The 22891-nt window shown below is 35.2% G+C and carries 15 protein-coding genes and 1 pseudogene; 14 read left to right on the top strand and 2 right to left on the bottom strand.

The window, feature by feature from the left end; all coding sequences use genetic code 11:
• The first annotated feature begins 1 nt into the window (after position 1).
• From AABD74_RS18280 to AABD74_RS18255, 6 genes are all read left to right on the top strand, one after another.
• The gene (locus tag AABD74_RS18280) at positions 2–793 is read left to right on the top strand and encodes a gluconate 5-dehydrogenase (RefSeq protein ID WP_232680492.1); all 792 of its coding nucleotides are present in this window, start codon (positions 2–4) and stop codon (positions 791–793) included.
• 24 nt (positions 794–817) lie between these two features.
• Positions 818–2224: a glucuronate isomerase gene (gene uxaC / locus AABD74_RS18275; protein ID WP_406843842.1), complete on the top strand. Its 1407-nt coding sequence runs from the start codon at positions 818–820 to the stop codon at positions 2222–2224.
• A gap of 185 nt (positions 2225–2409) precedes the next feature.
• A complete protein-coding gene (locus tag AABD74_RS18270) occupies positions 2410–3432 on the top strand; it encodes a sugar kinase (RefSeq protein WP_232680497.1) in 1023 nt (340 codons plus the stop codon).
• A gap of 12 nt (positions 3433–3444) precedes the next feature.
• Complete coding sequence (locus AABD74_RS18265) at positions 3445–4113, top strand: bifunctional 4-hydroxy-2-oxoglutarate aldolase/2-dehydro-3-deoxy-phosphogluconate aldolase (RefSeq protein ID WP_232680499.1); 669 nt, start codon at positions 3445–3447, stop codon at positions 4111–4113.
• 211 nt (positions 4114–4324) lie between these two features.
• The gene (locus AABD74_RS18260) at positions 4325–5773 is read left to right on the top strand and encodes a tagaturonate reductase (RefSeq protein WP_406843841.1); all 1449 of its coding nucleotides are present in this window, start codon (positions 4325–4327) and stop codon (positions 5771–5773) included.
• Positions 5774–5809: 36 nt separating this feature from the next.
• Complete coding sequence (locus AABD74_RS18255) at positions 5810–7432, top strand: UxaA family hydrolase (RefSeq protein WP_232680503.1); 1623 nt, start codon at positions 5810–5812, stop codon at positions 7430–7432.
• Between the two features lie 173 nt (positions 7433–7605).
• Here the strand turns inward: AABD74_RS18255 and AABD74_RS18250 are convergent.
• A pseudogene (locus tag AABD74_RS18250) lies at positions 7606–8130 on the bottom strand (transposase); the annotation flags it as partial.
• Positions 8131–8182: 52 nt separating this feature from the next.
• On the opposite strand from AABD74_RS18250, the gene AABD74_RS18245 reads away from it, so the two are divergent.
• A protein-coding gene (locus AABD74_RS18245; RefSeq protein ID WP_406843840.1) for an IS3 family transposase occupies positions 8183–9543 on the top strand; the annotation gives its coding sequence in 2 pieces (ribosomal slippage) (positions 8183–8666 and positions 8666–9543; 1362 coding nt in all).
• Between the two features lie 192 nt (positions 9544–9735).
• On the opposite strand, the gene AABD74_RS18240 is transcribed toward AABD74_RS18245, so the two are convergent.
• Positions 9736–10764 carry a LacI family DNA-binding transcriptional regulator gene (locus tag AABD74_RS18240; protein ID WP_406843839.1) on the bottom strand — a complete coding sequence of 343 codons (1029 nt, stop codon included), beginning with the start codon at positions 10762–10764 and terminating at the stop codon, positions 9736–9738.
• 291 nt (positions 10765–11055) lie between these two features.
• On the opposite strand from AABD74_RS18240, the gene AABD74_RS18235 reads away from it, so the two are divergent.
• From AABD74_RS18235 to AABD74_RS18205, 7 genes are all read left to right on the top strand, one after another.
• Entirely contained in the window at positions 11056–12486 is a 1431-nt protein-coding gene (locus tag AABD74_RS18235) for a glycoside hydrolase family 28 protein (RefSeq protein ID WP_406843838.1), read from the top strand.
• Between the two features lie 42 nt (positions 12487–12528).
• Positions 12529–15633 (top strand): SusC/RagA family TonB-linked outer membrane protein, encoded by a 3105-nt coding sequence (locus tag AABD74_RS18230; RefSeq protein ID WP_406843837.1) that lies wholly within the window; start codon positions 12529–12531, stop codon positions 15631–15633.
• Positions 15634–15645: 12 nt separating this feature from the next.
• Positions 15646–17319: a RagB/SusD family nutrient uptake outer membrane protein gene (locus AABD74_RS18225; protein ID WP_406843836.1), complete on the top strand. Its 1674-nt coding sequence runs from the start codon at positions 15646–15648 to the stop codon at positions 17317–17319.
• A 103-nt stretch (positions 17320–17422) separates the two neighbouring features.
• A complete protein-coding gene (locus AABD74_RS18220) occupies positions 17423–18358 on the top strand; it encodes an alpha/beta hydrolase fold domain-containing protein (protein ID WP_406843835.1) in 936 nt (311 codons plus the stop codon).
• Between the two features lie 11 nt (positions 18359–18369).
• On the top strand, positions 18370–19335 hold the full coding sequence (locus tag AABD74_RS18215) for a DUF4861 family protein (protein ID WP_406843834.1): 966 nt from the start codon (positions 18370–18372) through the stop codon (positions 19333–19335).
• A gap of 400 nt (positions 19336–19735) precedes the next feature.
• Positions 19736–20956, top strand: coding sequence for a glycoside hydrolase family 105 protein (locus AABD74_RS18210; RefSeq protein ID WP_232680517.1), 1221 nt, complete (start codon positions 19736–19738; stop codon positions 20954–20956).
• Positions 20957–21251: 295 nt separating this feature from the next.
• Complete coding sequence (locus tag AABD74_RS18205) at positions 21252–22847, top strand: glycoside hydrolase 43 family protein (RefSeq protein WP_406843833.1); 1596 nt, start codon at positions 21252–21254, stop codon at positions 22845–22847.
• Positions 22848–22891 lie beyond the last annotated feature (44 nt).

Below are 22891 nucleotides of genomic sequence, written 5' to 3'. Positions count from 1 at the left end.
AATGACAAACTTATTTGATATAAAAGGAAAAGTTGCCCTTATTACAGGAAGTACTCACGGACTGGGAATGGCAATGGCAAAAGGATTGGGACAAGCCGGAGCAACAATTGTGGTAAACGGAAATTCGTCCCAGCAAAAAATTGACGATGCTGTGGCATTACTTAAAAGTGAAGGAATTAATGCGGTTGGTTCTAAATTTAATGTAACCGAAGAACAGGAAGTAAAAGCAGCTGTTGCAAAAATTGAAAGCGAAGTCGGCCCAATCGATATTTTGATTAACAACGCAGGAATTATTAAAAGAATTCCGCTTCTTGAAATGGAAGTTGCTGATTTTAGAGAAGTGATTGATATAGACTTAGTAAGCCCATTTATTGTTTCTAAGCATGTTGCAAAAGGAATGATCGAAAGAAGACAAGGAAAAATCATCAACATTTGTTCAATGATGAGCGAATTGGGCCGTAATACTGTTTCGGCGTATGCTGCTGCAAAAGGCGGTTTAAAGATGCTGACGAAAAACATGGCAACAGAATGGGCAAAATACAATGTTCAGATCAATGGAATCGGGCCGGGTTATTTTGCCACAGAACAAACAAAACCTATTAGAGTTGACGGACATCCGTTTAACGATTTTATCATCAGCAGAACTCCTGCTGCAAAATGGGGAGACCCGGGAGATTTAGCCGGAGCGGCGATATTTTTATCCTCTAAAGCGAGTGATTTTGTAAATGGTCACATTTTATATGTTGACGGCGGAATCCTGGCTACAATAGGAAAACCTTCAAACGAAGAATAATTCTCAAAATATATTTTAAAAAACATGAGCCCGAATCAGACATTCATACACGATAATTTTTTATTAGAAAATAAATACGCTGAAGAGTTGTATCACAATTACTCTAAAAACCAGCCAATTATTGATTATCATAATCACCTAAACCCGCAGTTTATTGCCGAAGATAAGATTTTTGATACTATTACAAATGTATGGATTAATGGAGATCACTATAAATGGCGTGCCATGCGTACATTAGGAATCAACGAGCAGTTTGTAACAGGAAATGGTTCAGATAAAGATAAATTCTTAAACTGGGCAAAAACAGTTCCGTACACGATGCGTAATCCTTTGTATCACTGGACACATTTAGAATTAGCGCGCTATTTTGATATTTATGATTTACTGAATGAAAAAAATGCTGAGAAAATTTATATCGAAACAACTGAAAAAATAAATTCGCAGGCATACAGTACACAAAGCCTTCTTAAAAAAGTAAACGCTGAATTGGTTTGTACTACCGAAGATCCAACTGACAGTTTAGAGTTTCATCAAAAACTGGCCAAAAATCCAATTGGAACTAAAATGAGTACGGCTTTCAGACCCGATAAAGCCATCTTAATTGCTAATGATGGTTATAATGCATATCTGGACACATTAGGGGATGTGTCCGGAGTTGCAATTATTACTTATGCCGATTTACTTTCGGCACTAAGAAAAAGAATTGAATTCTTTAATGCAAACGGATGCAAATTAAGTGATCATGGTTTAGATCAGATTTATTTTGAAAACTTTACTGAAAGTGAAATAGCCTCAATTTTCAAAAAGAAAAGAGAAAACAGAATCCTAACTTCAGAAGAAGCTTTAAAATTCCAAAGTGCCGTTTTATTGTTTTTGTCTGAAACGTATCACGAATTTGGCTGGGTACAGCAGTTTCATTTAGGTGCTTTGCGTAATAACAATGCGCGTATGCACAGAATTTTAGGTCCTGATACAGGATGGGATTCTATTGGAGATTATCCGCAGGCACAAAAATTATCCAGCTTTTTAAATGCATTGGACAGTAAAGATAAATTGACAAAAACGATTATCTATAACCTAAATCCTGCTGATAACGAAGTTATGGCAGCGATGATTGGAAATTTCAACGACGGAAGCGTTCGCGGAAAAGTACAATTTGGTTCAGGATGGTGGTTTTTAGATCAAAAAGACGGAATGACAAAGCAGTTAAACGCACTTTCGAATATGGGATTAATCAGCTGTTTTGTTGGAATGCTGACAGATTCAAGAAGTTTCTTATCGTTCCCAAGACACGAATATTTCAGACGTATTTTATGTAATCTTCTTGGAGATGAAATTAAACGCGGAGAACTTCCAAACGACATGGAATGGATAGGAAAATTAGTTACCGATATTTCATATAATAATGCTAAAGAGTATTTCAAGTTTTAATTAAGAATTAAGAATTAAGAATTAAGAATTAAGAATTAAGAATTAAGAATTAAGAATTAAGAATTAAGAATTAAGAATTAAGAATTTGAACTATTAAAATTCATTAATAGTAAAGTTTGAAAAATCTTTTTTAATCCTTTAATCTGCGGCAAAAAAACTTTTTACTAGTAAAAAATAAATAAAAAATGAGTAGAGTAGTTGCATTTGGAGAAATCATGCTGCGTTTATCGACAGAAAGACATTTACGTTTTTCGCAGTCTGCAGCATTTGGTGCTACGTACGGAGGCGGAGAGTTTAATGTATGCGTTTCTTTGGCTAATTATGGTGTAAATGCCGAATTTGTTACAAGATTGCCTCAAAACGAGATTGGTTTATCGGCATTAAAAGAAATGCGTAAAATGAATGTCGAAACCAAAAGCATTGTTTACGGAGGAGAACGTTTAGGGATCTATTTTTTAGAAACCGGAGCCGGAACACGAGGCAGTAATGTAGTTTACGATCGTGCACACAGTGCAATGGCGACTATTGAAAAAGGCCAGATAGACTGGGAAAAAGTTTTAGAAGGAGCTGAGTGGTTCCATTGGAGCGGTATTACTCCGGCAATTTCTCAAACCGCGGCTGAGGCTTGTTTAGAAGCTATTAAAACAGCTCATAAACTAGGAATCAAAATTTCCTGCGACTTAAATTACAGATCTAAATTGTGGCAATACGGCAAAACGCCAAGCGAAGTAATGCCGGAAATGCTGCAATACTGCAATGTTATTTTAGGGGATATTGATACTGCTTATTTCATGTTAGGAATTCCGAAGGAAAACCCTAATTATCAGGATCAGGAATCACTTCCGGCTTTATACTCAAAATTGTTTGAATTAATTCCGAATTTAAAAATCGCTGCAACAACGCTTCGTTATTCTGTAAGTGCATCGCACCAAAGAATTGGCGGTGTTTTGTTTGACGGAAAAACAATTTATCAGGCTGCTGTAAAAGAAGTAACTCCGGTTGTAGACAGAGTAGGAAGCGGTGATGCCTTTATGGGAGGGTTGATTTACGGATTGTTAGAATATCAAAATAATAACCAGAGAGCATTAGATTTTGCAGTTGCTGCCTGCTGTTTAAAACATACTATTGCAGGAGATTATAATTTGGTTACATTAAAAGAAGTTGAAAATATGATTGATGGTGATGGTTCTGCATTAGTATCAAGATAATTAATTAGAGATATGGCAAAATATTCAAGAATAGAAGTGGCACAAACAATGAAAGATAACGGAATGGTGCCGCTGTTTTTTCACTCAGATATCGAAGTAAGCAAGAAAGTTTTAAAAGCTTGTTACGACGGAGGTTCAAGATTAATGGAATTTACAAGCAGAGGAGACTTTGCTCATGAAGTTTTTGGAGCTTTAAATAAATATGCTTTGGCAGAATTACCGGGAATGATCTTAGGTGTTGGTTCTATTACAGATGCTGCTTCTGCATCATTATACATGAGTTTAGGCGCTAATTTTATTGTGACTCCGGTTTTTAGGGAGGATATTGCAATTGCCTGCAACCGACGTAAAGTACTTTGGTCACCGGGCTGCGGAACACTTACCGAAATTGCAAGAGCTGAAGAATTAGGCTGTGAAATTGTAAAATTATTCCCCGGAGATATTTACGGACCAGAATTTATCAAAGCGATAAAAGGCCCATGCCCTTGGACATCTATAATGCCAACCGGAGGCGTTTTACCAACTGTAGAAAGTTTAAGTTCCTGGTTTAATGCTGGTGTAACTTGTGTAGGTATTGGGTCGCAGTTAATTTCAAAAGATATTTTAGAAAAAAACGATTACGACGGATTAAAAACGAAAGTAAGTCAGGTTCTGGACATCATAAAAAATATAAGAAAATAAATAAGGAGTAATCATGCCAATCCTTATTTAGATGCGTTTTTTTTAGATTTTAGAGATTGTAATTGAGCATTACGCTTAAAAAAATAAATCTTGTCACTCCTCACAGCAGGATTTATTTTAACTACGAGTGTAATGTTTCATTTACAATGTATTAAAATTGGTCAATAAGGTATTAAGTGGTTATTTATAACACTTTAAAGTAAAAATTAAAATGGAAAAAATAAACAGATCAAATTCAGGGTTTTCAAACAGACTTCCTATTAAAATAGTTCAATTTGGAGAAGGTAATTTCTTAAGAGCTTTTGTAGAATATGCCATTCAGAAATTAAACCAAAAAGCTGATTTTAATGCCGGTATAGCTGTTGTGCAGCCTATTGATAAAGGGCTGGTGAATATGATCAATGCTCAGGATGGTTTATACACTTTGTTTATGAAAGGTGTAAAAAAAGGCGAGGAAATTCAGGAAAAAGAATTGATTACCAATATTGTAAAAGCAGTTGATCCTTATGCTTCTTTTCAGGAATATTTGGCCCTGGCTAAAGAAGAAGAACTGGCTTTTATTATATCAAATACTACTGAGGCTGGTATAGAATATATTGCTTCAGATCTGCCAACAATGCAGCCTCCTGTATCTTTTCCTGCAAAATTAACCGTACTTTTGCATGAAAGATTTAAACATTTTAATGGAGCTGGTGATAAAGGATTAACAATTATTCCTTGTGAGTTAATCAATTATAATTCAGATACTTTAAAAGAAGTTATTTTGAAATATTGTACAGACTGGAAATTGGGTCAGGATTTTGTTTCCTGGATTTTAAACAATTGTAGTTTCCATAATACATTAGTAGACAGAATTGTTCCGGGTTATCCGAAAGATCAAATCGAAGAATACAACAGCCAGTTAGCTTATAAAGACGATTTGATTGTTAGTGCAGAAACATTCTTTTTATGGGTTATTGAAGGCGACGATGAATTGAAAGCAAAACTTCCGTTTGAAAAAACAAATTTAGATGTAAAAATTGTTGAAGATATGCAGCCCTACAGAACACGTAAGGTTAGAATTTTAAATGGTGCGCATACAGCAATGGTTCCTTTTTCGTTACTTTACGGAAACGAAACTGTAAAAGAAACTGTTGATAATGCTTTTACCGGAGAATTTGTTAATAAAGCTGTTTTTGAAGAGATCAATGAAACCTTAAATATGGATAAAGATGAATTGGCAAGTTTCTCTGAAGAAATTTTAGACCGTTTCAGAAACCCATTTATAAAACATTTATTATCTTCCATCGCTTTAAATTCAATTTCTAAATTTAAAGTTCGTGTTTTGCCAAGTTTAACAGGATATGCTGCTATTCACAAAACACTTCCGGTTCATTTAACTTTTGCTTTTGCTGCTTTAATACGTTTCTATAAAGGAACATGGAACGGACAAAGCTTACCGGTTAATGACAGTGAAGATATTGTTTCGTTTTTTGACGGTTTATGGAAATCAGATGATTATGAAAAAGTAGCAAGGCTTACTTTGCAAAATAAAAGTTTCTGGGATGAAGATTTAACTGAGATTCCATCATTAACAAAAGCGATTACGATTGCTTTAGAAGAAATAGATTCAAACGGAATTGAGGCTGGTTTTGCCAGGTTTCAGGAAAGAATAAAATAAAAAAAACAAAAACAAAAAGAACAAAGAACAAGGGTTATGGCAACGCAGAAAAAATTAATAAAAGTTCACCCAACCGATAATGTAGCGGTGGCTTTGGTGAATCTTACGGCTGGCGAAGTAATTGATTTTGAAGGGGAATCAGTTACGGTTGAGACAGATGTAAAAATGAAACATAAGATTGCAATGGTTCCTTTTAATGTAGGGGACAGAATCATTATGTATGGAGTTTTAGTAGGGAAAGCAAGTGCAAGAATCGAAAGAGGAGGATTACTTTCTACTGAAAATGTAAAACATGAAAGCGACAAAGTTACCGGCAAAACAGAAACGATTGGCTGGACTGCTCCAAATGTTGACAAGTGGAAAGACAGAACCTGGCAGGGTTATCATAGAGAAGACGGGCAGGTTGGAACTGAAAACGTTTGGTTGTTTTTCCCGTTAGTTTTCTGTGAAAACAGAAATATCGAAATCTTAAAAGATATTTTTGAAAAAGAATTAATGAAGCCTAAAGAAAATGATTATCAATTATTATTGCGTTCTTTAGTAAAATCAGAAACTGGAGGCGCAGGTAATGAAGCAGCTTCAAACGATGCTAATTTATTCAACAATATCGAAGTAAAATTCATTACGCACCAAGGAGGCTGCGGCGGAATTCGTCAGGATTCTCATAGTCTGGCTAAATTATTGGCGGGTTATGTAAACAATCCAAACGTTGCCGGGGCAACAGTTTTAAGTTTAGGATGCCAGAATCTTCAGATTCAGATTTTTAAAGACGCTCTTGATGCTATAAACCCAAACAGTAAAAAGCCTGTTTTAATTTACGACCAGCAGTCAATTGGAACAATCGAAACAATGTTGAGCAGTGTGGTAAAAGACACTTTTGAAGCGATTAAAAAAGCAAACGAAATAAAAAGAGAACCTGCTCCATTATCTAAACTAAAAATTGGTTTAGAGTGTGGTGGATCTGACGGATTCTCTGGAATCTCTGCAAACCCAACTTTAGGGGTTACTTCAGATTTATTGGCTGCTTTAGGCGGAACTACAATTCTTTCTGAATTCCCTGAATTATGTGGTGTTGAGCAGGAATTAGTAAACCGCTGCGTTGAAGACGAAGGAGGAAAACGTTTCTTAGATTTAATGCAATGGTACGAAAAAACGGTTGTAGATGCTGGTTCAGGATTTGATATGAATCCGTCTCCGGGTAATATTAAAGACGGTTTAATTACAGATGCAATGAAATCTGCAGGAGCGGCTAAAAAAGGAGGAACTTCACCTATTACAGGAGTTTTTGATTATGGAGAATATATCACTAAGCCAGGTTTAACTTTACTTTGTACACCAGGAAACGATGTTGAGTGTACAACAGCAATGGTTGGTTCTGGTGCAAATATGGTATTGTTTACAACAGGTTTAGGAACACCAACAGGTAACCCGATCGCTCCGGTTGTAAAAATCTCTTCAAACACGCAGTTAGCAGATAAAATGTCTGACATCATTGATATTGACACCGGGGGAATCATCACCGGAGAAAAATCAATCGATGAAATGGCCGATGAAATGTTAGAATTTATTATAGATGTTGCAAGCGGAACAGTAAAAACCAAAGCAGCACTTTTAAACCAAAACGACTTCATCCCTTGGAAAAGAGGAGTATCGCTTTAGTTTTTAGGTACAAAGTTACAAAGGTCCAAAGTTACAAAGGTTTATATGTAGAGACGCACAGCAGTGCGTCTTTTTTTTTTAGCCATATAAGTTATATAAGTTCATTTTAGATTATACTTATGTCTAGTCCTAAAATAACGATACAGGATTAATAACAGTAAAAATACATTTTTTTAGACAGAAGTAACTTCCGAGTTACTTCTGTTTTTTGTTTTATAAGTTTTCATTTTAATACTTCTCTGTAAGTGCATTTGATCAGGAGTCAGCATATAGTTTGAGCAATGTGGTCTAATCTGGTTATATTTATTAATAATCTCAGCTACCAGTTTCTTCATTAAATATAGTTCAAGATGATAGGCATCAATCCTAAACTCTTGTTTTAATATTCCGTTTATTCTTTCAGCCACTGCGTTTTCATAAGGGTCTGAGTTTTGTGTCATACTGCATTTTAGACTGCATTTCTTTAAAAAATACTGGTACTCATCCGAACAATATTGTATGCCTCTGTCTGAATGATGTATCAATGGTTCAGTTCTAAAGACCCTATTCTTATGAGCCATTTTTAAAGCATTAATACATCCTTGTGTACTAAGGGAATCAGACACCTCATAACCCATTATCTTTTTTGAATAAGCGTCGGTTATTAAACTTAAATAACAGGGTTTCTCACGTTTGCCGATATAAGTAATATCTGAGACCCATACCTGTGCACTGCCCCCAAAAAGTTAGACGCTATTTGGGGGCATTTTTATGGAAAGAAAAGTCAAGCACAGTTATGAATTCAAACTTGAATGTGTAGAATTAGTAGTTGTTAAACATTATTCATTTGCATTAGTATCTAACGAGAAAGGAACCAGCAAATCTAATATACGCAAATGGGTCAGTTTTTACAGGGAATATGGAAGGGCAGGTTTATTATTACGAAAAAATCGGGTTTATCCGATTGATTTTAAATTAAAGGTTTTAAAGTCAATTTATAGGGATTCGTTATCTTTAAGAGAAGCTCGTTTACGATTTAACATTCCTTCGGATTCAATTATCATTAAATGGAAAAAAGATTTTGCTAATTTTGGTTTAGAAGGATTAAAACTAAAACCAAAAGGGAGGCCAAAATCTATGAGTGATTCTAAAGATAAAAAAAGTAAATCCAAAAAACCTTTAACCAGGGAAGAAGAACTTCTGTTAGAGAATGAAGCATTACGCTGTGAAATTGATTTTCTAAAAAAGTTACAAGCCTTAATTCAAGCCGAAGAAAAAGCCAAAAATCGCAAGTCATAATGGAATTAAGGCATCGCTATGATTTAAAATTACTTTTAAATTGTAGTAATGTGGCGCGCAGCAGTTTTTATTATTATCAAAAACAGAGTAAAACAGCTGATAAATACAAAAAAGTAAAAGAACTTATAAAATCAATTTATTATAAGCATAAGGGACGTTACGGATACAGGAGGATCACTAGTGAGTTAAACCTTCAAGGGATAATCATCAATCATAAAACAGTTTTAAGACTAATGAAATCGTTGGGATTAAAAAGTCTTATCAGAGTTAAAAAATATAAATCCTATAAAGGAGAACAAGGCAGGATTGCCCCAAATATTCTGAGCAGAAACTTTAAAGCATCAGTACCTAATCAAAAATGGGCAACCGATATAACTGAATTTAACGTCTCAGGAAAAAAATTATATTTATCACCAATAATTGATTTGTTTAATGGAGAAATAATTAGCTATGAACTGGCTGAAAGACCCGTATTTAACCAAGTAGCTGTGATGCTTGAAAAAGCATTTAAGAAAATACCCAATAATACTAATTTAACGCTGCACTCTGATCAAGGATGGCAGTATCAAATGAAACAGTACCAATACTTATTAAAAGAAAAAGGAATTAAACAAAGTATGTCCAGAAAAGGAAATTGTCTTGACAATGCCATTATTGAAAACTTCTTTGGAACATTAAAATCAGAGCTGTTTTATCTTAAAAAATACAGTTCCATTGGTCAATTAAAACAGGAGATTATTGAGTATATTAATTATTATAATAATGACAGAATAAAACTTAATCTAAAAGCAATGAGCCCGATACAATATCGAGCTCATTATTATAAAACTTAATTATAAATTTGTCTAAACTTTTGGGTGCAGTCTAAAAGTCGAGACAACCTCTTTTTTATTCGGATACCTATCGGAGAAATTTTCCATTTACGCGATTCTCAACAGCTTGATTTTACTTTTGAGACAGCCTCTTTTTTATTGTTATATAAAGCAAACTTAAATTTACTTATATAACTTATATGGTTAAAAAACCTAAAAGGTGCTTCTTGATGATGATTTTCGGATGTGTAATTCTGGTGCGAGAACTACCTTTTTTTCGATTTTAATCGTTTCTGTTTTGTCGACCTGTTCTAAGAAAACACGGGCTGCCATTTTTCCCATTTCAAGCGGCGACTGATCTACAGAAGTAATAGATAATTCCATAAACTTAGTAAAAGGCTCGTTACTAAAACCAGCTACACAAAACTCTTTCGGAATACTGATATTTCTTTCTTTAAGTTCCTGAATAGCTCCTAATGCAGCAAAATCACTTGCAGAGAATATGGCATCCGGCGGCGTTTCTAATTGCAGCAGTTTATCAACCGCTTCTTTTCCTGCTTCAACTGCACTTTTCGTATAAATAACATATTCTTCCTTAAATTCGATTCCGTGATCTAGCAAAGCCTGTTTGTAACCTAAAAACCTGTTTTTAAAGATTTCCAGCGATTGATCCCCAGAGAAATGCGCAATATGTCTGCAGCCTTCATTAATTAAATGCTTGGTAGTTAAATAACCGCCCCTAAAGTCGTTTATGGTTACAGAACTTACACCTTCAATATGTTTGCTTCTGTCGAAAAAAACCAGCGGAACGTTCTTTTGAAGTACATATTGAAATGCACCGTCATTTTCGTTCGTTACATCAGTTAAAGACATTAAAATGCCGTCAACCTGAGCATCAATTAAAGTATATAGATTTTCATTTTCTCTTTTTTTACTCTCATGTGTCTGGCATATAATTACCTGATAGCCATTAGGATGCAGTTCTTCTTCGATTCCCCTGATCACAGATGCGAAAAAGTTACTGTCTATACGAGGTACAATTACACCAATATTGTTACTTCGGCCGCTTTTTAATGCTAAAGCAAGTTTGTTTTGCTTATAGTTCATTGAGGCAGCAGTTTTAATAACCAACTCACGAGTACTTTCTTTAATCTTCGGGTTGTTATTCAACGCTCTGGAAACAGTAGCTGCAGTGATATTTAATTTCTCGGCAATATCATAAATGGTTACTTTTTCGCTCATTAAAAAGGGTTTTTACAAGTTAAATTCTTAGACAAAAATACATTTTTTTTAGATAACGTAATATTTAATGTTATCGATTACCATATCAAATTACTACAATGTTTTTTTATTCTACAATAATAATAAATTATAATAATTTTTGCATTAAATGTAATTATAATTCTTAATAAAAATTAAAAATACAATTTATTTCTAAATAAATTTGGCTGAGTGGAACATATTTTCTATTTTCGTGTAATCGATTACATAATTATTTATGTTTTTGCATTGTTTACTTGATATTCCACACAAATGAATAAAAATAAGATTATAGCGTATAAATCAATTGTTTTTGTCAGTATTATGGTTGTTTTGACTATATCCTGTGCTAAAAAAATTGCAGCTTTATCTGAACCTGATCCGTGGAAAAATATAGAATTGACCATTAAAAGTCTTTCTCAAACAAAATTTAAGGATAAAACCTATAATATAAACGATTTTGGAGCTGTTGCAGACGGTAAAACTTTAAACACTTCAGCATTCGAAAAAGCGATTAAAACCTGTGCAGAAAATGGCGGTGGAAAAGTATTGGTGCCAAATGGAAAATACTTAACCGGAGCCATTCATTTAGAAAGCAATGTAAACCTGCATTTAGAAGATAACGCCGAGATTCTTTTCAGCCTAAATCCAAAAAATTATCCAATCGTTCATACTTCATGGGAAGGAACAGAAGTAATGAACTATTCTCCGCTTATATATGCTAAAAATAAAACCAATATTGCCATTACAGGAAAGGGTATTTTAAACGGTCAGGCAGACAGCACCAACTGGTGGATTTGGTCTGGCGGAAAAGGATACGGCTGGAAAAAAGGAATTCCGTCGCAAAATGATCCGGCAAACCGTGAAGTTTTAGTTGATATGGCTGAAAAAGGAATTCCTGTTGCAGAAAGAATTTTTGGGGAAGGAAGATATTTACGCCCAAACTTTATCGAGTTTTTTGAATGTAATACCGTTTTGGTAAAAGATATAACGGTTATCAATTCTCCTTTTTGGATTCTGCACCCAATCAAAACCAACAACATCATTATCGACGGTGTAACAGTAAACAGCCACGGACCAAACAATGACGGCTGTGATCCTGAATATTCTCAAAATGTAGTAATCAAAAACTGCACCTTCAATACTGGTGATGACTGCATTGCTATAAAAGCCGGCCGTGATGCCGATGGAAGGAGAGTAGCGATTCCGAGTAAAAACATCATTGTTCAAAATTGTAAAATGATCGACGGTCATGGCGGAGTTGTAATTGGAAGTGAAATCTCTGCCGGGGTAAATAATGTTTTTGTAGAGAATTGTGTAATGGACAGCCTAAACTTAGATCGGGCTATTCGCATCAAAACCAATTCAAAAAGAGGAGGTTTAATTGAAAATATTTTTGTTAGAAACCTCGAAGTAGGAACGGTAAAAGAATGCGTTTTGCTTGTAACCATGTTTTATAATGTGTACGGCTCACAAACCGGAAATTTTATACCAACAGTGCGAAATATAAACCTCGAAAATGTTACGGTAAAAAACAGCGGAAAATTTGGCGTTTTGGCAGAAGGTTATGCAGAATCTCCAGTAGAAAACATTACGCTGAAAAATGTAAAAATAGAAAAAGCAGATTCAGTCTATTCATTAAAAAATGTAAAGAACATCAATTTTATAAATACTTATATAAATGGAAAAAAAGTAAACAAATAAAAACTAGTAACTATAACATTTAACCAAACCACTAAACCGCTTATGAAAATTAAACAACCATTAAAGAAAAAAAGAAAATACAATCTCGTATTTTTATTTTTCCTGAATTTCCTACTGTGCAATGCCGTAAACGCACAGTCTGTAGTAATAGAAGGAAAAATTACAGATGCTGCAGGATTATCGCTGCCAGGCGTTAACATTCAGGAAAAAGGAACCAAAAACGGAACTTCTACAGATTTCGAAGGAAGTTTTAAAATAAACGTAACGAGTAATAAAGCAGTATTAATAATAAGCTATTTAGGTTTTCAAACGCAGGAAGTAAGTACTGCCGGAAAAACGAAAATTAATGTAAGCCTTGCAGAGCAGTCAAACTCATTAAACGAAGTTGTGGTTGTGGGTTATGGTTCTGTAAAGAAAACTGACCTTACAGGATCAGTAAGTACGATAAGTGCTGCAACGATTACAGAACGAAATACAACAAGTGCACTTGAAGCAATTCAGGGAAGTACGCCCGGAGTTCAGATTTCATCAAGTTCAGGACGTTCAGGAGACGGATTTAAAGTTGTCATTAGAGGAAACAATTCATTGGTAGGATCATCTCCATTATATGTTGTAGACGGTGTTCCGGTTGATAATATTGACTTTCTGAATCCGCAGGATATTGCAAGAATGGACGTTTTAAAAGATGCCTCATCAGCCGCAATCTACGGTTCAAGGGGAGCCAGCGGCGTTATCATTGTTACCACTAAAAGTGGTGCTAATGTAAAATCAGGAATTAATGTAACCTTTGAATCTTCTTACGGAACAAAGACAGCTGCAAGAATGCCAAAAATGATGAATGGTGAAGAGTGGTGGAAATTTCACCAGGTTGCCTACATGAGCGCAACACCAGCAACGCAGACTCCGGCGCAGCTTGCTGCTTTGGCAGGAAATCAAAGTCCGTTATTGGTTTCAAGAGCAAACAGCGGTTACAATTTTGACTGGGCAGATGCGGTTCTAAAAACCGGAATGACGCAAAATAATTACTTAAATGTAACAGGCCGTTCAGATTCTGGGTTGAGCTACAATTTAGGATTCGGAATTCAAAGTGATGAAGGACTTATCGACAATGACGGGACAGATAAATATTCTTTCAAGTTAGGATTAAATCACAAAATAAACGACAAATTTACAACAGGTGCAAATGTTACTATAGCTCGTGTTGACACACAGTTAGGAAGTGATTTAGCCATGCAGGATGCTTTTAGATTAAGCCCTTTAATGTCGCCTTGGGCTATTGATGCCGATGGAAATGAAAGAGTAGGTACTTTATTTTTCCTTCCGGGAAAATTAACTTATCCTAATGGTTCCTGGGCAATTAATAAAACCAGTACTGTAAATCCTTTAATGGAGATAGCCAATTCATCTCAAAAAGAAAAAACATGGCAGACAGTTGGAAATGTTTTCTTTCAATATCAGGCTTTAAAATGGCTTTCGTTTAAAACAACATTTGCTGCAGGAATAGAAAATACAGTTACAAGTGCAGCTTATGGCGCACAGACAAATGCCGGAGTTACATTAAACGGAAAAAATTCGGCTTCAATAAAAAACTACAATAACTTCAATTATACTTGGGACAATCAGATTGATTTGAAACATACTTTTGCCGAAGTACATGATTTTAGCGTTTTATTATTACAGAGTTTGTATTCAAATGTTGATGAGACTTCATATTTATATTCTAATAATCAGCCTTTTGATGTTGGATCAAATAATATGGGATCTGGAGTTCAAACCAGCTATAACATCAGTTCCGGATATCAAAAAAATACTTTAAGCTCTTACGCGGTTCGTTTAAACTACACTTTTAAAGACAAATATTTATTGACAGCTTCTACAAGATGGGATGGTTCGTCTGTTTTATCAGAAGGAAATAAATGGCAGAGTTTCCCATCTGTAGCATTAGGATGGAAAATCAGTAAAGAATCTTTCTTGGCAAACAGTACTATAATCTCAGACTTAAAACTTCGTGCAAGTTTAGGTTATACTGGAAACGACAATGTGGCACCTTATACTTCTCAGGCTTTATTAAATCAGCAGACTTTTTATGCAAACGGAGCAAATGTAGTTTCGGGCTGGCAGTCTGAAAATTTAGCGAATCAGGATTTAACCTGGGAGAAAACACGAGAATTAAACTTTGGTCTTGATTTTGGATTTTTGCAAAACAGAATCTCAGGAAGTGTTGATGTTTACGACAGATTATCAGATAAATTAATCTACAAACAGCAATTACCTGCAGAAAGCGGCTGGAAAAATACTTTTGCAAACGTGGGTTCTGTAAGCAATAAAGGGGTCGAAGTTTTATTAACGACAAAGAATATTAAAAGCGAAAAAGTAAATTGGGAAACAACTTTCACCTTTACTAAAAACGTAAATAAATTAGAGTCAATTTATAATCAGGATAAAGTTAGTGATATTGGAAATAAATTAATTCTGGGATCAGAATTAAACCCTAATTACAACTACGTTTACAATGGTGTCTGGCAGGAAAGCGAAGCTGCACTTGCAGCATCTTACGGACAGGCTCCGGGTCAGGCGAGACCAAAAGATTTAAATGGCGATGGTAAATTTAATCAGAATGATAGAACGGTAATTGGAAATGCAAATCCGGAGTGGCAGGGAAGTTTATATTCTAAACTGACTGTGGGTAATTTCGATTTCAATTTTTCTGTACTGACAAGTCAGGGACAGACAGTTTTAAGTACTTTTCACCAAAATTTTGCAGATGTAAGTGACAGAGGACGTCAAAAACTGGCAATGGATTATTTTATTCCAACAAACGGAACAGGAATTCAGGCCAATGCAAATAACACAAACCCAAGACCGGGGCCGGTTGCAACAGGCGCGGGAGCTTACTGGACCTCTTTATTTGGTTACTACAGAGACGTTTCTTACGTAAAAATCAAAAACATATCTTTGGGGTACACATTAGATTCAGAATTGTTGAAAAGACTTAAAATCAGTAATTTGAGAATTTATGTAAATGTTTTAGATCCATTTGTATTTACAGATTTTGATGGATATGATCCAGAATGGGCCGCTTCTCCTTTTGGGGTAAACCGTCCGGCATCTGTAACAACGCAATTGGGATTAAGTGTTAAATTTTAATGAAGATATCAAATGAAAAAAATAATAATACTATTAGGAATTGCTGCTATGGTTTTAAATTCATGCAGTAATTATATTGAGGAAGAAAGTCTTTCGAATGTTCCTGCCGATGCCACTTATAAAACCGCATCAGGATATCAGTTATTGATTAATACAAATTATGCATGGCTAAAAAGTATTTATGGAGGAAATCCGTGGTTATTTGAAGCCGGAACAGATATGTATGCCGAAGGAAGAACGCCGGAACCAGCAGGTTTAAGCCAGTACACACTTTTAATACCATCTTCTGATAATGTTGCAGATTTGTATACGCCTTGTTACCAATTGATTCAATCTGTAAATAAAGCTGTTTATTATTCGGCAATAACAGAACAAACGGCTAATTTGAACACTTTAGTGGGCGAAGCCAGATTTTTAAGAGCGCAAGCTTATTTCCTGTTAGTTCAGACTTATGGCGGCGTTCCAATTGTAAATGAAAATATTACAACACCGGTTTTATCTTTTCACAGAAATACTGCAGAGGAAGTCTATACACAGATTATTTCAGATCTAGATGCAGCATTAGCAAGTGTTGGAACAAACTCTTACAGCACAACTGGAAAAGTAAACAAAAGAGCCGTAAACGATTTATTGGCAAAAGTTTATTTAACAAGAGGATATGAAACTTTTGGCAAAGCCGATGATTTTGCAAAAGCTGCAGCTTACGCAGATGCAGCAATTGGCGGACAAACTTTAGCTCTTGCTTTCGACCAGTTATTCAAACCCGGAAACGATTTAAATGCCGAAACTATTTTCTCTGTTCAATACGACAAAGCTTCAACAAGCACAGACCCAACAAAACTTGGAAATAACCAGTTTTATTATTTCAGTTCGTATTTAGGCGGAGCAGAAACGGGTGCGCCATTAAGAAGTTATAATTTATGTCCAACAGATTACGCTTTAGGTCTTTACGAAAAAGGAGACAAAAGATGGGAAGGAACTTTTATGACAGAAATTCTGGAAGGTCCTGAAACTACAAACGGCGTTACAAAAAATGTGTTGTATTATCCATATTACAGAAGTACAAATCCGGCATCATTAAAAGTGAGACATTTTTATGAGCCAAAATGGTTTACACCTGCAGACAGAGTGGCTTGGGAAACAGCGAATGCGGCTAGAAAATCGGCGACGTTTGTGTACCATCCTTGGGGAGAATATTCTGCAGCGCATACTTTAATAAAAAACTTAGACTGTTATACGATTCCAGTTAAGAAATTTGACGATCCGGATCCTACAACACCTTCTAGTACAGGGCCTGTAAGTACGAGAGATATTATTGTTTCGAGATTGGGAGAAACGTATTTGATTGCTGCCGAAGCCTATTTAAAAGCAGGAAATCCGGGAACAGGTTTAGACCGTTTAAACGAAGTAAGAAGAAGAGCCGGCGTTGCAAATGCTACAGCGGCAGAGTTCAACATCGATTATATTTTAGATGAAAGAGGAAGAGAATTGTTAGGCGAATATAAGCGCTGGTTTGACTTAAAACGTACAGGAACATTAGTAGCAAGAGCATCGGCTCATAATTATAAAATTAAGGCAGCTAATTTTGTAGGTGTTGGCGGACAGCTTAAAATTTTAAGACCAATCCCGCAGGTGGCATTGGATTTAAACCAAAATAAAGATTTTCCTCAAAATCCTGGTTATTAGTAATTTGTTAGTTTTTTGAGACTATTTGTTTTTTTGAAGAAGTTAAAGAGGAGTTTGACCAAAGTGTCGAACTCCTTTCTAACTAAAAAGTAAAAGGATTGTAATGCGAAAAATTGTATTGATTTTATTCTTGTTTTCCTGTGCGATAAATGCACAGCAAACTTATAGTGTAGACACATCATACACAGTAAAAAGCACATACAATAAATTGATAAAAAAACATCCATCCATTACAATTCCGGTTATAGAGAAACATAAAGGGGTTAATCTGATTAGTGATGCAATTTACTTTAAAGAAAACGAAAGAGCCTTGCATTTTGATGCTTTTATATACGATACAAAAAAGCAAAATCCTGCCGTTATTATGATTCACGGCGGAGGCTGGAGATCTGGCGATAAAACCCAGATGAATGCTTTGGCAGAAGAAATTGCTTCTTACGGTTATTCCTGTTTTACAATAGAATACAGATTATCGCTCGAGGCAAAATATCCGTACGGAGTTTATGATGTAAAAAATGCGATTAAATTTATTAAAGATAATGCAAAGAAATTCAAAGCAGATCCAGACAAAATTGCGGTTTTAGGCTGTTCTTCGGGCGGGCAGATGGCAGCTTTGATTGGTACAACAAATGAAAACCCGGCTTTTGAAGATGCTTCTTATAAAAGTAAATCAACTTCAAAAGTAAACGCAATTATCGATATAGACGGCGTTTTGGCATTCAGGCATCAGGAATCTTCAGAAGGAGAAATGGCATCATTTTGGCTCGGAGGCCCTTATGAAGAAAAAAAGGAGAATTGGAAAAATGCATCGGCTTTAAGCCATACTGATAAAAATACACCGCCCATATTGTTTATAAACAGCAGTATCGACAGGTTTCATGCCGGGAGAGATGATATGATAAAGATTTTAAATCAGTATAAAATTTACAATGAAGTTCAAATACTAGAAAACTCACCGCATTCTTTTTGGTTTTTTGAACCCTGGTTTTATAAAACGACCAATTTTACGATCAAATTTCTAAATAAGATATTCAAATAATTTACCATAAAATGAAAACAAAAATTACAGCCGCAGTTTTATTCTTAATTGGTTTTACATCAGTTAATGCTCAAAAATATGATATAAAAACGGCTAAAACGTATGCCGAAATTTCGGCAAAAACAGACGGAAAATGGGAAGGACGCAAATACATTGGCGGAACAGCTTTTAAAAACGTCGACCGACTAAAATTGGCACCTGAACATACAGACCACTCTTTTGATATTCGTTACGAAGGTCCGGGCTGGGAAAATAACCGAATTGGTTATCGTTTATATTTAGACTGGAGAAATGCAATTGATATTTTCGGAAAGAAAACTTCTGCCATGATCCTGCCGGTTGTGGGACAGGATAATTTTGATTCCTACCACGAAATGAGCGATTGGGGAGCCGATATTCTAAAAGCCGGAAAAGGAATTGGGATTGGGTCTGTTGATCGTTATTTAAACAATGAAAAACTGCATTTCCACGAAGTCGATTCTACGATCGCAGCAGTTGTTAATAAAGACAAGGAATCTGGCGTAAAAGTGAATTATTATGGATGGAAAACTGCATCTGATAAAATTGATTTCACTTCAATTTTGACTATAAAACCAGACCAGCTGTATACAAAGCATACTATTCAGGCATCTAAAGAAATCAAAGGAATCTGTACGGGAATTGTAAAACAAAAGAATACAGAATTGCTTAAAAAAGAAAGTAAAAATAAAAAATGGGCATATTTGGCAACGTATGGGACACAATCTTTGGTTCCTGATAAATTAGGAATGGCTATCTTTTATCAAGTAAACACAATCGAAAATATTGCCGATACTGATTTAGATTATTTATTGGTTTTTAAGCCAACAACAAAAGCAACTGTTTTTTATCTTTTAGGAGCCTGGGAACAAGAAAAAAATGGAATAAAATCTCAGGAAGAATTTGTAAAATATTTGGACACACAATTAGAAGTATTATACAAAAAAGGGAAGATGTAATTTGTTTTTTGCCACAGATTATAGGATTAAAAAGATTTGAAAAAATTAAAGATTAAGAATTAAAAATCTGCTGGATCTGTTACCCGAGCGATAGCGAACAGGCGAAGCAAATCTGCGTGAACAATATTTAACACATAGGAACATAGAATTTATTGTGATTTAAAAGAGTATAAAAAGAAGCATACTTCTTACATATAGCGCACTATGTTTGTTAATGCAAGTGAAACGCCTTTTATTAAGTTCCAAAAACTATCCCGAAGTTTCGGGACTATGTGTTTAAAACAAACGTAAGCCAAGAATAATCCAAATAATCCATTAATCTGTGGCAAAAAAAGAAGAAACCTGTTTCTAAACATATAAATTATAAAATAACAAAAGAAGAATCTAAATATATTTTGAAATGAAAAATACAAGGACACAAAGTTTCATGTCGGTTTTATTAGTTTGCGTACTGGCTTTAACAAGCTGCAAAGTGATTTCGCAAGAACCTGCAAAAAAAGAAATTGTTATTTCTAAAGACATGAAATGGTCAGATAAAATGGCTTTAACGTTAATGAAACGCCATCCGGAAAGTTATATGCTTGACGATTCTAAAAAGCCAAAATGGGATTATGTTCATGCTTTGGTTTTACATTCAATTGAGGAGTTGTACAAGAAAAATCCTGATCCCAGATATAAAGCTTATGTTAGAGCCTATGCAGACGAATTGGTACAGGAAGACGGAAGCATTAAAACCTACGAATTTGACAAATATAATATCGATTTGGTGGTTCCCGGACGTTTACTTTTTGATATTTATGCAGAATCAAAACAAGATAAATATTTAAAAGCGATGCAGTTAGTTCGCAAGCAGTTAGCAGAGCAGCCTCGTACAGCAAGCGGTGGTTTCTGGCACAAACAAATTTATCCAAACCAAATGTGGTTAGATGGTTTGTACATGGGGGAACCATTCTATGCACAATATACAGCAACGTTTGAAAACGGAAAAAGTTTTGACGATATCGCAAAACAATTTGAGTTGATTCAATTGCACGCAACAGATCCAAAAACGGGATTATTATACCACGGCTGGGACGAAAGTAAAGCAATGCCTTGGGCAAATAAAGAAACAGGAAACTCGCCAAACTTTTGGTCAAGAGCTTTAGGCTGGTACGTAATGGCCCTGGTTGATGTTTTAGATTATATGCCAAAAGATCATCCAAAAAGAAATGAGTTAATTAAATATTTAAATAATGTTTCTGCGGCTTTGGCTAAATACCAGGATAAATCTGGATTGTGGTATCAGGTTACGGATAAAGGAGGTGAAAAAGGAAATTATTTAGAAGCTTCTGGATCAGCAATGTTTGCTTATGCTTTTGCAAAAGGAGCAAACAAAGGGTATTTACCTTCAAAATATAAAAAACTGGCCAACAAAGCTTTTGACGGATTGACTAAAATCTTAATCAAAAAGGTAGACGAAGACGGCGGTATCACACTAACAAACTGCTGTCAGGTTGCAGGTTTAGGCGGAACTCCGTATCGTGATGGTTCTTATGAATATTACGTAAACGAAAGAAAAAAAGACAACGATCCTAAAGCGACAGGACCTTTTATTTTGGCTGCTTTGGAGTTAAACAGATAGAAGTTAATTGTGAGTTATGAATTTTGAATTATCAGTTATGAGTGAGCGCACGCTTTGTCTTGCTGAGCGATCCCGAGGCTTCGGGAGAAGCATCGAAAAGTAATTCCTCAAAGAAACTCCAATTGCAAATTACGATAGAAACCCGACAGGTTTTAAACGCATAGCTTGTCATTTTGAGGAACGAGAAATCGCACAAGAAATTCTATTCCAATAGTCGCCAATCTTTGTCGATAAACTAGTGTGATTTCTCGTTCCTCGAAATGACAAAACGTTGAGGTAAAAAAACAAAATAAAAATGAAAAATATAAAAATCATTTTCACTCTCCTTTCTATTTTCTCTTTTGAGAAAAATTCGGCACAAGTCTGGACACCGGATAATGGAGACGGAACTTACACAAATCCTATTATTCACGCTGATTACTCAGATCCTGATGTCGTTAGGGTTGGAGACGATTTTTATATGACAGCATCGTCTTTTAACTGTATTCCGGGACTTCCGATTCTGCATTCTAAAGATCTGGTAAACTGGACCATTTTAAGTTATGCCCTGCCAAAACAGCCGCCTTTTGAAACTTATGATAAAGTACAGCACGGAAATGGAGTCTGGGCGCCTAGTATTACGTATCATAATAACGAATTTTATATTTATTATCCAGATCCTGATTTCGGGATTTATTTGATAAAAGCTAAAAAAGCAGAAGGGCCTTGGTCAGAGCCGCTTTTGGTAAAAGCCGGAAAAGGATTGATTGATCCGAGTCCGCTTTGGGATGATGACGGAAAAGTATATTTAACACATGCGTTTGCAGGAAGCCGTGCGCAGATTAAAAGTTTATTAGTAGTCTGCACAATGAATACAGAAGGAACAATCGCTAATAATGATGAAGTTATGGTGATTGACGGACATGAAAGTGAAGGCACAATTGAAGGTCCAAAATTCTACAAACGAAACAATTACTATTACATTTTTGCACCTGCAGGCGGTGTTCCTACTGGCTGGCAGACTATTTTAAGATCTAAAAATGTTTTTGGCCCTTATGAAAAGAAAAAAGTTTTAGAGCAGGGATCAACTAAAATAAATGGCCCGCATCAGGGTGCCTGGGTGCAGACACAAACTGGCGAAGACTGGTTTATTCATTTTCAGGATAAAGGTGCTTATGGAAGAATTGTGCATTTACAGCCTATGAAATGGGAAAATGACTGGCCGGTTATGGGACAGGATTTTGATAAAAACGGAATAGGCGAACCAGTTACAACATTTAAAAAACCAAATGCAGGTAAAAAATATCCAATTGAAAATCCGGCGACTTCAGATGAATTTAATGAACCTAAGTTAGGTTTGCAATGGCAGTGGCAGGCAAATTCGCAGATCAATTGGGGTTTTCCTGCCAGTATGGGTTACCTGAATTTATTTTGCGTCACAACAATTAAAGACAATAAAATATTTGATGCTCCAAATTTGCTGCTTCAAAAGTTTCCTGCCGAAGAATTTTCGGCGACAGCCAAAATAACTTTCAATACACGATTAAATGGAGAATCGACCGGACTAATCATTATGGGGTTGGATTATAGTTATTTATGTTTTAAAAATGTAGAAGGAAAATTATATTTAAGCCAAAAAACGGGAACATTTAATAAAACCGTTTCTGAAACCGAAACAAAACCAGTTTTGATTTCTAATAATATTATTTATTTAAGAGTTAAAATTAAGAAAGGCGGAGTATGCAGTTTTTTTTACAGCTTAGACGATAAAAATTATCAGGCAGTAGGAACTGATTTTATTTCGAAAGAAGGAAAATGGATTGGAGCCAAAATCGGACTTTTTGCTTTAGGCGAAAAAATAACAAACGATTCGGGAAATGCTGCTGTTGATTGGTTTAGAATTACTAAATGAAAAAGCATCAAATTCTAAAAAATAACTTTTTGATAAAAAAAACG

The organism is Flavobacterium soyae, from assembly GCF_045348165.1.
Lineage (GTDB): Bacteria > Bacteroidota > Bacteroidia > Flavobacteriales > Flavobacteriaceae > Flavobacterium > Flavobacterium soyae.
Note: the sequence above shows the minus strand (reverse complement) of the source record. Positions and strands in the feature narration are given on the sequence as shown.

Bases quoted from the DNA above. Each gene is read 5' to 3' on its own strand.
- AABD74_RS18280 (WP_232680492.1), top strand. From the start codon at position 2: ATGACAAACTTATTTGATATAAAAGGAAAAGTTGCCCTTATTACAGGA.
- uxaC (WP_406843842.1), top strand. From the start codon at position 818: ATGAGCCCGAATCAGACATTCATACACGATAATTTTTTATTAGAAAAT.
- AABD74_RS18270 (WP_232680497.1), top strand. From the start codon at position 2,410: ATGAGTAGAGTAGTTGCATTTGGAGAAATCATGCTGCGTTTATCGACA.
- AABD74_RS18265 (WP_232680499.1), top strand. From the start codon at position 3,445: ATGGCAAAATATTCAAGAATAGAAGTGGCACAAACAATGAAAGATAAC.
- AABD74_RS18260 (WP_406843841.1), top strand. From the start codon at position 4,325: ATGGAAAAAATAAACAGATCAAATTCAGGGTTTTCAAACAGACTTCCT.
- AABD74_RS18255 (WP_232680503.1), top strand. From the start codon at position 5,810: ATGGCAACGCAGAAAAAATTAATAAAAGTTCACCCAACCGATAATGTA.
- AABD74_RS18240 (WP_406843839.1), bottom strand. From the start codon at position 10,764: ATGAGCGAAAAAGTAACCATTTATGATATTGCCGAGAAATTAAATATC.
- AABD74_RS18235 (WP_406843838.1), top strand. From the start codon at position 11,056: ATGAATAAAAATAAGATTATAGCGTATAAATCAATTGTTTTTGTCAGT.
- AABD74_RS18230 (WP_406843837.1), top strand. From the start codon at position 12,529: ATGAAAATTAAACAACCATTAAAGAAAAAAAGAAAATACAATCTCGTA.
- AABD74_RS18225 (WP_406843836.1), top strand. From the start codon at position 15,646: ATGAAAAAAATAATAATACTATTAGGAATTGCTGCTATGGTTTTAAAT.
- AABD74_RS18220 (WP_406843835.1), top strand. From the start codon at position 17,423: ATGCGAAAAATTGTATTGATTTTATTCTTGTTTTCCTGTGCGATAAAT.
- AABD74_RS18215 (WP_406843834.1), top strand. From the start codon at position 18,370: ATGAAAACAAAAATTACAGCCGCAGTTTTATTCTTAATTGGTTTTACA.
- AABD74_RS18210 (WP_232680517.1), top strand. From the start codon at position 19,736: ATGAAAAATACAAGGACACAAAGTTTCATGTCGGTTTTATTAGTTTGC.
- AABD74_RS18205 (WP_406843833.1), top strand. From the start codon at position 21,252: ATGAAAAATATAAAAATCATTTTCACTCTCCTTTCTATTTTCTCTTTT.